Annotated in this window: 9 protein-coding genes; all 9 read right to left on the bottom strand. The window is 65.2% G+C overall.

Annotated features, from left to right (window positions below; all coding sequences use genetic code 11):
- Positions 1-66: 66 nt before the first annotated feature.
- Entirely contained in the window at positions 67-2,322 is a 2,256-nt protein-coding gene (locus ACSLGO_RS05445) for an ATP-dependent DNA helicase (protein ID WP_436400459.1), read from the bottom strand.
- Between the two features lie 82 nt (positions 2,323-2,404).
- Positions 2,405-2,842, bottom strand: coding sequence for a hypothetical protein (locus tag ACSLGO_RS05440; protein WP_436400457.1), 438 nt, complete (start codon positions 2,840-2,842; stop codon positions 2,405-2,407).
- A complete protein-coding gene (locus tag ACSLGO_RS05435) occupies positions 2,839-4,002 on the bottom strand; it encodes a hypothetical protein (RefSeq protein WP_436400456.1) in 1,164 nt (387 codons plus the stop codon). Before ACSLGO_RS05435 ends, ACSLGO_RS05440 begins: the two co-directional genes overlap by 4 nt.
- Positions 4,003-4,194: 192 nt before the next feature.
- Positions 4,195-6,708: an ATP-binding protein gene (locus ACSLGO_RS05430; RefSeq protein WP_436400454.1), complete on the bottom strand. Its 2,514-nt coding sequence runs from the start codon at positions 6,706-6,708 to the stop codon at positions 4,195-4,197.
- Between the two features lie 3 nt (positions 6,709-6,711).
- The gene (locus ACSLGO_RS05425; RefSeq protein ID WP_436400452.1) at positions 6,712-7,764 is read right to left on the bottom strand and encodes a hypothetical protein; all 1,053 of its coding nucleotides are present in this window, start codon (positions 7,762-7,764) and stop codon (positions 6,712-6,714) included.
- A 23-nt stretch (positions 7,765-7,787) separates the two neighbouring features.
- A complete protein-coding gene (locus ACSLGO_RS05420; protein WP_436400449.1) occupies positions 7,788-8,399 on the bottom strand; it encodes a hypothetical protein in 612 nt (203 codons plus the stop codon).
- 122 nt (positions 8,400-8,521) lie between these two features.
- The gene (locus tag ACSLGO_RS05415) at positions 8,522-9,034 is read right to left on the bottom strand and encodes a hypothetical protein (protein ID WP_436400448.1); all 513 of its coding nucleotides are present in this window, start codon (positions 9,032-9,034) and stop codon (positions 8,522-8,524) included.
- A gap of 42 nt (positions 9,035-9,076) precedes the next feature.
- The gene (locus tag ACSLGO_RS05410; protein WP_436400446.1) at positions 9,077-10,936 is read right to left on the bottom strand and encodes a RecB family exonuclease; all 1,860 of its coding nucleotides are present in this window, start codon (positions 10,934-10,936) and stop codon (positions 9,077-9,079) included.
- Between the two features lie 490 nt (positions 10,937-11,426).
- Positions 11,427-14,567 carry a hypothetical protein gene (locus ACSLGO_RS05405; RefSeq protein ID WP_436400444.1) on the bottom strand — a complete coding sequence of 1,047 codons (3,141 nt, stop codon included), beginning with the start codon at positions 14,565-14,567 and terminating at the stop codon, positions 11,427-11,429.
- Between the last annotated feature and the right edge of the window lie 7 nt (positions 14,568-14,574).

Genomic DNA, 14,574 nt, shown 5'->3' with positions numbered 1-14,574 from the left:
TGCAGCGGGCGTGCTGCGGAGGTTTTTGCAGGTAAAGGGACTGTGTACGGCCGGGGCCGGGAATGCTCAGGCGGCCAGTTCCATGTCCCCGGAGGAGAGCTCTTCGAGGAATTCGATGGCTGCTTTGTGGCTGGTGGTCACGCGCAGGAAGCGTTCGACGGCCTTCTTGTAGACCCGCCGGGTCATCTCCGGGTAGCTGACCGGCCCTGTCTTCAGGAACCGCGGATCGAGGACAGCGAACATTCCGACGTCGCCCATGGAACGGATGAGCCGTCCGGCTGCCTGTTCCAGGAGAAGTGCGGCTTCCGAGACGTACACGAGGCGGTCAGCGGACCATTTGTCGGTCTGCAGCGCTTCCATCAGTGCTTCCACGCGGGCATCGCCCACGGGGTTGCCTGCCTGCCGGGGGATCCGGTCCACAGTGACCAGCGAGCAGGTGCGCCCGGGGGCGTCCACGCCGGTCATGAGTGACTTGGTGCCGACCAGCACGGCGTGCTCGTCATCGCGCCATGCGCTCATCAGGTACCGGGTGGACTGCCCGTCCCACTGGGAGTAGACCTTCCAGCGGCCCTTGGCGGCGGCGCGCAGCTCCTTGGCGTATCGCTCCCCGGAGGAAGACTTGGCCGACAGGATCAGGGCGCGTCCGTGGACGGCGTCGACGAGTTCGACGTTCTTGCGCGCGGCCCATCCTTCGTGGAGGCGGGCGTCGAAGCGTGCCCGGCGGCCCGGTGCCCAGCCGGGGTAGAGCTCCTGGATTTCCGGTCCGACCAGCTTGGGAATGTAGAGCAGGGATGATCCGTAGGCCTTGTCGAAGGGGCTGGGGTAGCTCACGTTCTCGGCGCTCATGCCCGCCTGGTAGCCGAACCTGCCGGGCAGGGTGGCGGAGACGGCGATCACGGTCATCGGGTACGTGCCCAGCTCTTCCTCGGCAGGTTCTCCGGCTTCCTTCATGGCCTGCGCGACGGGGTCCTCTTCATCTGGCAGTACCGGTGCGGTCCACAGGTTGGCCAGGAGCATCCCGCCGACGTTGACCGGCGAGGAACTGGCTGCCCAGTAGGGGATCTGGCTCCTGGCATCCTTGGGCGGAGTCTTCATCTCGATCCACCGGGCGACGCCGGTCTTGTGAAGCTTCACTGCGGAGATGTTGGCGATGAACGTATCCATCCGGCCGTTCAGGCGCTTGGCTGCAAGGCGGATCTTGGTGTTGGAGGAGTTTGCAGGGGTCTCCAGGGCGCTTTTCACCGACCGCGCCCAGCCGATCATGATGTCACCCGTCGTCTCTACAGGGTCTTCGTTTTCGGTGATCTTGCGGACTTCGCCTGACTTGGTGCCGCGGCCAAGGGCTGCCAGTTCGTCGTTGAGCTCCAGTGCCAGCGCCTTGCCCTCCCGGACGAGGTGCGCCACGCGGGTTTCGGATTCATCGAGGACACGGGTGATGGCCCTCGCCAGCGCGGTGACCGTGGCGACGGAGACTTCGCTGGCGCCGGCGTTGCGGACATTCTCGGGCAGCGCGTGTGCCTCATCGACCATGATGATGTGAAACTCGCCCAGGGTCCTGTTGCCGACCAGAACCGGAACACCTTTGGCTGCCTGGACTGCGAGCATGGAATGGTTGGTCACTACGATGTCCGCCTCGGCGGCCTTGGCGCGTGCCTTCTTGGGTTTGCACAGGTCGAAGACAGGGCAGCTGTCGCCGATGCATTCGCTGGGGCCTACGGAGACGGTGTTCCAGAGCTCGCTGGTCAGGTCGCCTTCGTAGGACTGCTTGTCTCCGGCGGCGTCCTCGGGCAGGGACAGCGCCCAGGTCAGAAGCGGGATGCCGGCGGCCAGGTCGAAGGGGCGTCCGTCCAGCTGTGCGGTGCCGGACTTACGGATCTTGGCCAGGGCGGCTTTCAGGGCGTGCTTGGGCAGGCGGCCGCCTGCGGTGCCCGTGAGAGCTTCGGCTGTGTCGCGGACCGCGGCCAGGCAGAGGTAGTTGGAGAACCCCTTGAGCAGCGCGACGTCAGGGCGGGTGCCGGTGACTTTTTCGCATGCGGCGGCCGCGTTGGGGGCATCCTTGTCGATGATCTGGGCCTGCAGGGAAAGCGATTCGGTGCTGATGATGGTCCGCTGTCCCAGTTCAGCTGCTGCCACCATGGCCGGGGCCAGCAGGGAGAGCGATTTGCCGAGGCCGGTGGGGGCGACGCCGACGACGTGGCCGGTGTTCTGGATGGCCTCTTCGATGTGTTCGGTCAGGGTCGCCTGCCCGGGACGGGGCATGGCGTCGGGGATGCCGGTAGCGATCCGCACTGCTTCAGTGAGGGTTTTCATCATGGTGGTCATGGCGGTGCCTTCGTGGTCGGTGGGCCTGGCCCCGCGGGGCCGTGCTGTGGGGGTGATTCAGCCGGGCGCAGCCCGGGGAGCCCTAGGCGCCGGCTTTGGCTTTCCCTGCTGCCTTGGAGGCCCCGGCAGGCTCCTGCTTCCGGGTCTTCGCCTCGGCGGTGGGGCGGCGGTTGAACGTGATGACGTCCTTCAGGCTCAGGGTCCGTTCGGTGACCCAGGCCTGCTGCAGCGCGTAGGTGCCTCCGATGGCCAGGACGAGCGGCAGTGCCTCGGCGTAGACGCTGAAGGAGAGTCCGACGATGGCAGTCCAGCGGTACCAGTGCCGGATCTCCCCCGGCAGCAGGATCATGCTGATGATGCCCGGCGCGGCAATGAGCAGCGGGTACAGCCACATGAAGTTCGCTTCGGTCATCTGGACGGAGAAGATAATGCGGATATGGGCGATGGAGACCGCCGCGGCGATGATCCATCCAAGGGCCATCTTCCAGAAAGGTGAGAGGCGTTCGGTCAGCTTGTTCATGCGGCGGGGGCCTTTACGTCGAATTCGGTCATGGTGGTAATCAGCCGGTCCAGCTGCTCATAGATGTCGTTCTCGGTCAGGCCAAGGCGCTGTCCGGGGTGGGCCAGGACGCGGGCGAAGACTTCCGGGGACTTCATGACGCTGATGCGCCGTCCGGCCAGGCGTTCGTCGCGGTATTCGGCTCCGGTTGTGTCGAAGGAGGAGTACGCCTCGAATTCCAGCGCGATGAACGTTTCGCAGGTCTCGGCTGCCAGCCGCGCCCATCCCACACCGGTGCCCAGTGCACGGACGCTGGCCTGAAAGAGGCGCAGGACGTTCCGGGACGGGCGGGCGCGGTCAGAGACAGCTGAGTCGACGAGCACGTGGGCGACCCTCGGCGGCGCACTGGCGATGGCGTCCATCTGGTCGAAGGAGTAGTTGTCCCACAGGGCCAGCAGGCCTTCGTCCACCGTGTAGGGGTACGGTTCGGATTCGATGAGGGCACGCATCGCAGTTACGGAGCGGTGGGCCAGTTCGGGCTGTTCGGTGATCATGGCTTTCAGCCGCTTGCGCTCAGCCAGGGGCGGGCGGGCAACGGCGGGAACGCCGTAGCCGTGCATGATGGATGCTGCCGAGGCGGAGAGCTTGGAGCTGTCGCGCAGATGGCGCTGCTTGGAGCGCAGCCATTCGGCAGCGTCGGTGAAGGTCTCGCCGTCCTCATTGGGGTCATCCGCCTCATCCACGGACGCCGAGTGGAAGACCGTGTGGGACAGCGGCGGCGGGGAGTCGGTGTACTTGTCCTTGTTGGGGACGGGGTCCACGAGGTCCAGCCGTGCGTTGGTGCGGATGTGGATGTTGCGCAGCAGGGATGCCCTGGCGGTGCGAAGCAGCTGCCTCGCCCACGCTGTGGCGGAGGTGTTCATGGCCAGCGTCAGGTCGAACCCGCCGGCCTCGGTCTGCATGATTTTGGTGTAGAGCAGGACCTCCATCTCGGCCTGAAGGTCGGCACGGACCTGGGGGCTCTGCACGGCTTTTTCGGAGGCGACCGATCCAGTGATGCCGGAGGCATGCAGGGCTGCAGCGATGAGCTGCCTGGCAGTGTGTTCTTCGAGGGATCCGGCAGCGTACTGCTGAAGTACGTCCCGGCAAGTGGAGTCTGTGGTGATTGTCTGCTGCTGCACATCGGATATGTGTGCGGCTGACCCCCAAGGTGTCCCCACTTGGGGCATGTGTGATCCATCACACCGGACAGGGCCCTGCCGGACGGTGCCGGAACTGTCACCGGGTCCCTATGTGTGCGGCACTGCCGCGGGCTTTCACCGCCGGGCACAGAGAGGGGCCCGGGCAAGTGTCCCGGGCCCCTGCAGCGACTGTCAGATGACGGCCAGTGCTGCTTCCTGCCTGCGTTCAAGCTCCCGTGCCGTGGCCTCGGCCTCGCGGCGCTTGATGTCCTCCGGGCTGGTGGAGGACAGCGCCAGGAAGTTCTTCGGCAGTACGATCTCCACGGGAACTGCCCGGCCGGCAAGGTCGGCGTAGATCCCGACGGCACCGCGCATGACGCGCCGCTCCGGGTCGTTGGGGTCACGCAGGGCCTTCATGGAGTTCCAGTTCATGGCCACCGATTCGCCGTCGCCGATCTCAGCCTTGGCGGTGATGCGTGCCATGCGCTCCGGTGTCGGGTCGAGCTTGAAGAGCTGGCACGCTGCGCGGGCCTCAGTAGCGTCTTCGATCGGCAGGATGAGTCCGCGGGAGATGTAGCCTGTCAGTTCTGCCTTCAGGGCATCGGAGACACGCTGGGTGTACAGCTCCGGAAGCACGTTCTGGGAACGGGCCAGACGGCCCAGGCGCTCCACCTCGGATTTGCCGGCGCCGAGGAACACCCAGGCCTCATCGAGGTGGATCGCTCCGCCGCGGCCGGTGAGGGCCATGGCGGAACCGAACACCATCATGCGAACCAGTGCCAGGCAGACGCGCTGCATCAGGGTGGCCTGGCTGATGGCGCCGGGCTCGGGCAGATCAAGGTGCGAGTCGCCGACCTTGATGTAGGTGATGCCGTCGTGGATGCGAAGGCCTTTGGTCTTGGGGTTCATGCCGACGCAGGCACGGAACATCGGGGAGGAATCGGCCAGCTCGAAGACCGGGTTGACGAGGTCTGCGGTCGCCTTCCCTGCGTTGTGGGCAAGGTGGAGGGCCTGGCCGACGCACTGGGCGCCGTTGGCGACACCGTAGGACAGGGCGTTGTACACGGCGACTTCGTACCTTGCCGCGTTACCGCCCCAGGGGTCGATGGCCGAGAGCATGGATGCAGCCATTTCCACGCCCACCTCCGGGCGCAGCGAGAAGCGGATGGGGTCGAACACGCCGTCTGAGTTGGCCAGGTCGTCAAGGGAGCTGACCTGCCCGCCGGCTGCCAGGACCGTGGGACTGTGATCTGATCCCGTTTTGGGGTCGATGATCACCTGGGGTCCGCCCATCTCGGCGTACTGAACGGCCTTCCAGAGCAGGACCTGGGATTTACCCGAGCCGGTGCCGCCCACGTTCAGGAAGATGGGCAGGCCGTCGGCCGTGGACGCCGCTGTCGGGGAGACGTAGGCCGGCTGGCGGTCGCGCTCAGTGAAGCCGAGCAGGGCGCCGGTCTTGTCGCCCACCGTGGAGAGGGACTGGATCCCTGAGCAGGCGACGGTCTGGGAGGGCAGGTCATGCAGGTTCGGGTTAGCCCGGATGTGGGAGCAGAGCATCATTTCGGCCAGGGCCTGACGCTGGCGGAAGTTCATGATGCGCAGGTTCGCCTGCGAGTTCCCGCCGGCCTGGGTGATGTCCTCTACTTCGCCGTCGAACGCGACAAGCACGGAGGCATCCACCAGGGTCGGGGAACCGCCGTTGGATCCGTAGACCCCTTCAACGTCCTCAAGGGTCTGGAGCATTTCGTCCTGCTCGGCGCGCTCCATCTTGTGCTGCTCGACGCGTTCGCGGATGTCGTCCATGTACCGCTTGCGCTGGCGGCGCAGCTCCGCGCGGGTAATCTTCGCCGGTTCGATGCTGCCGCGGATGGAGATGGCCACGGCTTCATCGTCCAGCAGGCCGGTGGCCCAGTGGGCGTTCGGGTCCGTGGGCGGGATGAAGTCGAACTCGAAATCCTCCAGGGTGGCGAAGGTCAGGGTCCGGTGGTTGGGGATCTCGGGCCACTCGTGGCAGTTGGTGCGTCCGGCATCATCTGCCATGCGCACTGCCTTGGCGTCGGAAAAGACGTGCAGATGATCCGAGTGCGGAAGGTCGACGGTGTCAGGGAAGTGCCCGCGGTTCCACCACGAGTTGGCGATGGAGAGCTCTTCGGAGGTGGGCGTCGTCAGGCCGCAGCGCGCCAGCGCCGCGTCAACCTTCTTCAGGTCCACGTCGTAGTCCGAGAGCGGGGAGCCGCCGACTGTCAGGGTTTCGGTCACCGACTCGATGGCAGCCTTCAGGCCACCGGCGCCGCCAACCTTTGACGCGAGCTTCACTGCCAGGAAGAGCATCCGCTTCTCGGTGACCTGCGCCGGGAAGGAGCGCTTCAGGAACCCTGCCAGCTGGTGGCCGGTGGGGTTGAACAGCCGGTTCAGGTTCACCATCAGCAGCTGGGTCTGACGGTAGTCCTTCCGGGCCATCGCACGGCGGGTCACACCGACCGGAGTCATGGCGGAAAGCTCGTCGTAGGCGGCGAGCAGCGGGGTGAAGACGTTCATGCGCTCATCGACGCTCTTGGCGTCAACGACCGGTTCGAGCGGCACGCGGCGGATCAGCCAGACGGAACCGTCCACGCCCAGCAGCCGGCCGTCGGGCAGCCGGGTGCGGAGCATGGTGGGGATGGAGACATCAATCAGCGGGGCCTGTGCGGGGGCTTTTTTGGCCATGGTTTAGTTGCCTGACTCTTCGGGTGCTGCTGCGGCTTCGCCGTTCTTGATGGTGTCGGAGGTGATCTTCCGGCCCTCGACGGCGTTCATGTACGGCTTGAGTTCCTCGCCGGTGCCGGCTCCGCCCCAGGCGACGATCTTCGGCGCTGCAGTGTCTGCGTTCTCGATCAGCACGTCGTAGGTCATGCTCGAGAGCGTCTGCCCCCGGGACACTTCCTGGTTGTCCCACTTGATCTTGAACTCGACCTGCGCCACGACCGTGCCGGGGCGTTCGGTATCGGGCGCGTTGGGGTCCAGGGGCTTGGACGCGACGGTGTTGACCTTCACTTCGCTGGCGGTGGCGTTCATCAGCGGCACGTAGGAGCGGTTGGCTCCGGTGTCGCCGACGGTCAGGCGCAGTACGTTGGGATCACCGGAGGTGAAGGCCTCAACCCATGCGTCCACGGCCTGGCTGATCTCGTCGGTATTGCTGGTGGTGACCAGGCCCGGCCAGGCACTCAGGTTCGGCCAGGCGGAGGTTTCATCCGGTGCGCGCGGGATCAGGGACGGCTTGCCCATGACCTGTGCCCCGCGGATCTCGTTGTAGGCGACCTGCACCTGGGTGGTGTAGAGGACACCGCCGCCGGTGACGAGGGTCATCGTGTGCAGCTGCAGTCCCTGGACTTCGTCCGTCTGGCCGGTGTCGGCGTTCGTGACGATGGAGGGCTCGACCTGCACTTCGGCGCCGTCCCAGGAAAGCAGGCGGCCGCCGGGCAGCGGCGAGGGAACCGTGTTCAGCCATTTCTCCACCGCGGTCATGGCTACTGCCTTGGTCGGGGAGCTGACGGTCTGTGCCACCGCAGGCGGGGGCGGCTCCTCTTCCAGGACCTTGGGGAGCATGGCGATGTTGGCCAGCAGGGACACCGGCATCAGGCCGATGGTTGTGTAGATGAACATGCGGTTGAACTTCATCCGCTTGCTGGACTTGTCGATGAACTCAATGTCGGCGCGGGGAAGTTCCTCCACGCTCTCCATCCAGAATTCGTCCTGGACGGGTTTCCTCGTGTTGCGGCCCATGGCCTGCCTCCCGGTTCCGGCTCTTAGGAGCGCTTGAGCAGATCGGCGGCTGTGATGAGCTCAGCCTTCTGCTCGTCGCCCAGGTCGTTGGCTGCACGTACAACACCCAGGCCGGCCTTGTCGGCGCGTGCCGGCGGTGTGGGTGTATCCACGGCTTCCAGCGCGTGCAGCAGGCCCCAGACAGCCTTCAGGCGGCTGCGGTCCATGGAGGCAGCGATGACGCCGGCTTCCCACGGGCGTGTGGCCAGGGCATCAATGACTTCGTCGAGGTCGCTCAGGGGAGCGGTCACGCTGCGCGGTGCAGTCATGATCGCGGCGGTGAGGTCCGCGGCGTCCTCGGTCGAACCGGTCAGGACAGCAGCAACGGAACGGGTGGTCCCCGAGGCGGCATCCACTTCAAGTGCCTTGGCTGCCACGCGGCGGAAGGCGGCCTTTGACGATGCGGGCTTGGCGGCGGTGCGGGTCCGGCCGGAGCCGGCATCGGTGCTCTCGTCCTGCTCGCCGTCCAGCTCTTCGTCGGCGTCAGCAGGTGCCTCTTCGGCGGGGGCGCCGTCGTAGTCTTCGGCGGTGTCGGGCAGCGTGTCCAGCGGGTCCTGGTTGTAGCCGTAGGAGCCTGCGTAGGGAGTTTCGCTCATGGGTGTCTCTCCTTGTAGATCTGATCTGCCCATGGACATGCGTAGACGCGGCGGTGACGGCTGCGGACGCAGAAAACCCCTCCGGCAGAACGGTGCCGGAGGGGTTTTCGTGGAGGCGGAGGCTACTTGCGCATCTTGGCCAGGGTGGTTTCCTTGGCTTCGTCCTCGTCGTATTCGGGGTCCAGGCCCAGGTCCTCTACATGCTGGAGGATGCGGAACTTGCGGGTGGCATCCTCGTTGGTCTGCATTTCGACCCAGACCAGCACGCGGTGGCCTTCGAGGCTGCGCAGCTGGCGGCAGAATGCCAGGGCTTCCGGGTTGTTCTCCGTGATTTCGGTACGCACCGACTCCACGCCGTCCGGGTTGAATTTCGAGGGAGTGGTCTTGAGTCCCACGAATCCGCGCTTGGAAGTCTTTTCCTTGGCTACGTGCAGGATGGTGCCGGAGAAGACCTTGCAGTTCTGGACCATGTCGATGGTCTTGGCCAGTTCGGAGGTTTCCCCGAGCATGATGGTCAGCTTCTTGGTGTTGGCGCGGACCCGGGTGTTCCAGTCCGGGAGGTCATCGCCGACGGGGCCGGTCATGTTGACCGCGGCAAGGATGATGTCGTTGCGTTCCTTGGTGTCAAGGCTCATGGTGCTTCTTTCGTTGGAGGGGCGGTTCGGTGGTGGCTGGGGCTAGGCGGAGTACGCGAAGTCGTCATCGTCGTCGGCCGGGAACTCCAGATCATCTGTGGTGACCTTCGGCTTCGGCTTGGCCTTGGGGGCGGGTGCAGGCTTCGTTTCTTCCTCGAACTCGTCGGTGTCGTCCTCGGCGGACTCCTCTGCTGCCGGGGCAGGCTGGGGAGCACGGCGGGCCGGGCGGGCCTTGCGGGCCGGAGCCGGTGCAGGCTCTTCGGCGGGGGCTGCCTCTTCCGTCTCGGCAGCGCTCTCGGCAGTGTCAGGAACGACGCTCAGCGCCGGAGCGGAGGCAAGGCCGCTCCACGGCTCGTCGTCCTCGACGCCGTCAAAGACGTAGTGTGCGACAGCGACGATGGACGAGCAGCGCTTGACGGCCTTGGATACCCAGTCGTCCCAGGCTTCCTTGGGCTCGCCGAACGGCATCGGAAGGGTGGCGGTCACCGAACGCAGGGCGCCGCGCATCCGGGTGTTGGCCGCATCGGCCATGGACGTGGTTCCGGTCCAGTCTTCCTGCGCGGTGATGACGATGTGCCGGAAGGTCGCGGCCAGCGCCTTGACGTTCTTGCCGGTGACGGGCTGGCCTGCCTTGTGCAGGGCTTCCAGTGCCATCTCAGCGATGCCGAAGACACCGATGGCCGTAAAGGAGATCGGGTTCAGTTCACCGTTCTTGGTGTACGTGTCCCAGGGCTTGCCTTCGATGATTGCCATGTGTTCCTCTTTCGAGAGTTCGTCCGGGCTCTGCCCGCTGTTCCCTATGTGTGCGGCAGCTTCTGAAGCTCTCCCCAGCGCCGCGGCTTCTTCGGGGTGTGGATCTTCGTCCGGCGGGAAGAAGGTGACGGTGTCCGTGGAGTCGTCGTCCAGACGGTCCGCCGAGGCTGCCGGAACGGGAACGATCAGTCCCGGGCGCAGTGTCGGGATGCCCAGTTCGGTGGCGGAGGGGATCTGGTCTGCGACCTTCTCCGAGACGGTCTTGCCTTCGGCCTTGGCGACGGGGCAGGAGTTCACCAGCGGGCACCAGCCGCACAGGGCGGAGACCTTCGTGGGAAACGCCTGGGACTTCATGTAGTTGTTGTGGCGCTTCCAGGACAGGGCGAAGACCTTCAGGGTCTTATCCATGGCCCGCTTGGACAGGTCAATGTCGCGGAACTTGCCGAACTTCGTGTAGAGCACCTTGGCGCCGACGGGCATTTCACCGAACTCGACGTGGATGGCCTTGCTGTAGATGCGCAGCTGGTCCCCGTGGTCGTCGCCGAAGTAGGTGCTCAGGACCTTGCCGGACTTGTAATCCTCGGGAACAAGGCCGGTGACCCCGTCGACGGTCGCTTCGGAAATACGGTCGATGTACCCGATGATGGGCACCCCGTTGACCTCGATGTCCTTGACCTGGTGCTCGCGCCCCTTGACCACGATGGTGCGCGGATCCTCGATCACGAAGATTCCCTCGTAGGCGGCCTTGACCTCGGTGATCCACCGCGCGCGTGCGATCTTCACCGCAGCCCGCACGGCGTCGGAGGCGGTGCGGTCATCGGGCCACATCTTGTCGGCGTACCCGATGGTGATCTTCTCGGCCTCAGCCATGGTCCTCTGGTGCCCGGGCAGGGCGTAGAGGTCTTCGAGGACGGTGTGGGCGCTGGTGCCCAGCGGTGCCGGCGCGAAAGGATCTTCGTCGTCGCTGCGCAGCAGGCGCTCCCCCACCCAGCGTGCAGCGCAGGACTGCATGGATTTGGAGGTCGATGCGGACAGCGCCTTGCGGCGCAGCTTGGAATTGATGAGGCTGTCATCGGTGACGACAAGTTTCTTGCCGTCCCAGGCGACCTTGTCGCGGAGCAAAGGCGGCTTCAGCGTAATAGTGGTCATATAGTTTCTATGCGCCGAATTCGCTGATGGGTGGCAACTTTTTGTGCCGACAGCCCTGCCGACACCAACCGACACCCTGGCGACGAAAACCAGGGGTCATGTCGGCAGAGAAAATCCCCGGAAATAAAGGGGAGAAGAGGGGGCCTCCATATATAACCAACTAAACCGACAAGTTAAGAGTTATATATATATAAGGGGCCCTATGTGTTCCCCTCTCTCAAATTACTTATATGGACACCCTCTATAGGCGTCCTCCCCCTGTCGTCAGCGTTGGTCTTGTCGGCGCTGATCTCAAAAACCCCGGAATCCCGGGTCAAAACGGGGGTAGGGTGCCCCGGGGCATGTCGGCAGAAGGGGGTAAACCGGTCGCCGGATCGTCGGCAGAAACCCCGTTTCGGGAGCAAAACGGTCAAAAAACGGTCCACCGATCGCCGGAGGGCCCCAATCATTCGCGGGCTGGGACCCTCCGGCGCGCCGTGGGAGGGGGTGCCTAGGCTTCCTCTGCCGTATCGTCCACCGCGGTGCCTCCGCGAAGAATCGTGTCGACTTCGATGGGGACACCGGAAATCCGGCGGGAACCCACTGCCCGGCGGGCCGTGGTCAGGAGGGCTCCGGTGGAGTGCCTGGACCGGGAAATGTACCCGGCGGCCAGGCCTTCATCCCATACTGAGGACCAGGCTGAACCGGTGCCCTGGCCGTAGGGGATCAGGGTCGGGTAGGCCGCCTGCGCCTTGTTGAAGGCCGTGTGGACATCGAAGAGGATGATCTTCCGTGAGTGCCCGTCGGGATCCGTGGCAGTGATCACTGTTCCGATATTCACCCCGCCCGGGCGCATGGTGCCGTCGCTTGATCCGCCTACCCAGCCAAGGCCGGAGTTGGCCAGCGACTCGCCGCTGTCCGTACCCTCGATCGGCGGCCGGTTGGGATCATCACCGGAGATCACGTGCGCTGAACCGGAGGCGAGCAGTGCCGAGAGCGCGCGGACCAGGGAGATGCCGGGTGCTGCCTGCTGGTTGTGGGCATGCGCCTCGTTGACCAGCTTGATGATCTCCCCGCCAAGCTCGTGGACGGAGAACAGGCGGACCATTTCGCGGCCCATGTCCAGTTCCTGGGCGAGCTGCTTGAGGATCTCAAAGGTCAGCAGTACGTCCGCTGCCAGCGACGTCGTACGCTCCAGCGAGCCCGATGCTGCCCCGAGCTTCTTCATGATCGTTCCGGCAGTGTTCTGGACCTGGATCCGCTTCTCTTCCAGGCCGGTCATGTAGTTCTCCCAGCCGCCCTGGGTGCCGATGGCCGAGCGGCGGATGTAGCGCAGCACGTGGGAGGTGAAGCGGGCCTGAACACCCTCGTTGCGGGCCATCTTGTTGATCTGGTCCGTGGGCGTCTTCAACGGGTTGAGCTTGCCCGGGCCAATGAAGACAGGAATCAGGCGTTCCTTGGCAGACGGGGTGGTCAGCTCATTCTCGGCGGTCATGATCAGCTGCGTCATCGGCTTGTTGGTCTTGCGCGCCGTCATGTCAGCGTTCATGCGGCCCTTGCCGGCGTTGTTGAAGATCGCACGGGTCATATCCGAGAGCTTGGCATCCTCCTGCTCGGCCTGGCGCTTCACGGAGGACGGTGCCATGTCGTCGATAACCCAGATCGGCGTATAGGCCAGGGCATTCTCGATGGCGGCCGCGGTGTCCTTGGCCTGGCCGGGGAGCTTGTCGAGCCAGTCAGTCTTCTTCCGGGCCCAGAAGTACATCATGCACTGTGCGGTCCAGGACTTGCCCTTGCCCTTCGGGCCCCACAGGTAGATGGAGGCGCGCGGACGCAGCGGGATGGTCGGGCGCAGCGCCACAGCCAGCACCAGGGCCGCAGTGGCATCCTCAGTCCAGGCATTGGAGGTGACGTACGTGTCGATGACCTTCTGGAAGTCCTCACGTACGAGCTGGCGGTAACCCTCGTCGTCGTAGTCTCCGTCCACGAGGTCACCGACACCGTAATGCTGGGCTACCGGGACCTTGCGGTCATCCACGCCGCAGACAGCGGTGCTCAGGTCGGCGTCACCAATCACCTGGTCGCCGATGAGGTAGACGGGATCTCCGCCTTCGACAGGCACCCAGCCCATCTGCATCCACTTGGTCTTCAGGACGGTTTCGTCCGGACGGTGTGCCTTCATGGCGGTTACCCAGGCCTCGCCCTTCTGGGCGCGCGGGGGCCAGAGCGGGTGGCGCTGCAGCTCCCAGGGGATGACGGCTCCCTGGCGGTGCCAGTCGGCGGGCATGTAGCTGAGGATGTGCTCGGGGCCGGCTACGACGGCAGACTGCTCGGTGCCGCCGGGTCCTGCCCAGCTGACTTCCACCTCGACCTGGCAGTCCTCCACATCGGAGGGCTGCACCTTCGGGTTGAACAGGCCGGTGCGCAGTTCCTGGTCGGTGGGCTGACGGACCGATTCACGGCTGAGGATGCGTCCGCCGAGGTGCACAACGGTGCGCCAGTCGTAACGGCTGAGTGCTCCGCCGGGGCCGTCGTTGACCGCTACGCATTCCTCCACCGACAGGCCGTTCTTGGATACGCGCCAGTTGCCCGGGCGCTCTTCCTCGTTGCGGGGAGGGGCTGCGGGCATATTGGGGGTCAGCTGGGCGATGAGGTCGTTCCAGCCGCCGACCTTGGCGAGGTAGTCGTCCACGCCGGCCTTGGCCATCTCGCCGCCGTCGCCGGAATTGATTTCCGGGTTCAGGAAGAGGACCTGGGACATGCGGGACTTTTCATCGAGCTGGTGGAACAGCTTCTGCGCGGCTGCGTGAACGTGCGGGTTCACGGACAGGTCGGCGTCGAAGGCGATCCAGCCGATGCGGTCCTTCAGCGCGATCTCGCGCCAGTCCATCGGGTGCTGGTGGGCGTTGTGGATCCCGGCGATCGAGATGATCAGGACCCGGTCGTCCTCGGGGATGCGCTCCATCAGGGTCCGCAGCGCGGCGACGGGATCGGTGACACCTTCGGACTTCAGCTCGTCCCAGCTTGCGCCGTGGTGGTGCAGGTAGGCAGAGAGGGCAGCGTCGCCCTTGAGCATGCCTTCGGCAAACATGACCACCGGGGTCGTGTCGATCCAGGACACCGGCGTCGCGGGGTGCAGGTCCAGCGGTGTCAGCGCGTCCTTAACGAACTCATACTTCATCGGCTTGCCGGACTTGTTCAGCGACGGGAATTCCGGGCGGATCTGGTACGTCAGCGGGATGAGAGGCTTCTGGAGGCGCTCTGCGATCTGCAGGCTGGCAATCGAATACCAGGGCATCTGCATGGCGTCGGAGCCGGGCTTGGCGAAGTTGTTCTTCCACCGGCGGCCCTGGTCAGTGCTGCCCTTGACGCCCATGGTCTTGATCTCGGCGGCGAAGTTGGTGTGGTCGATGCGCTTGTACCCGCGGGCCGCTGCGACGAGCGGGGCGACACCCGAATCGGCGAGCTTCTCGGCACCGGACCCTTCAATGTGGGAGTGGTAGTCCTCGGCAACCCAGGAGGGCAGGTCGGGAATGCTGAAGTCGACGCCGCTCAGGGACGGGGCGTGCTTGGGCGCTGCGGGAGAGACGCTGTCGTCGGACCCCGCTGCCGTGTCGGAGTCTGTCTGGCCGGTCTCTGTATTGTGTTCCATATCTGTT

Origin of the sequence: Arthrobacter sp. IK3 (assembly GCF_051337705.1) — a bacterium.
Classification (GTDB): Bacteria; Actinomycetota; Actinomycetes; order Actinomycetales; family Micrococcaceae; genus Arthrobacter_B; species Arthrobacter_B koreensis.
Note: the sequence above shows the minus strand (reverse complement) of the source record. Positions and strands in the feature narration are given on the sequence as shown.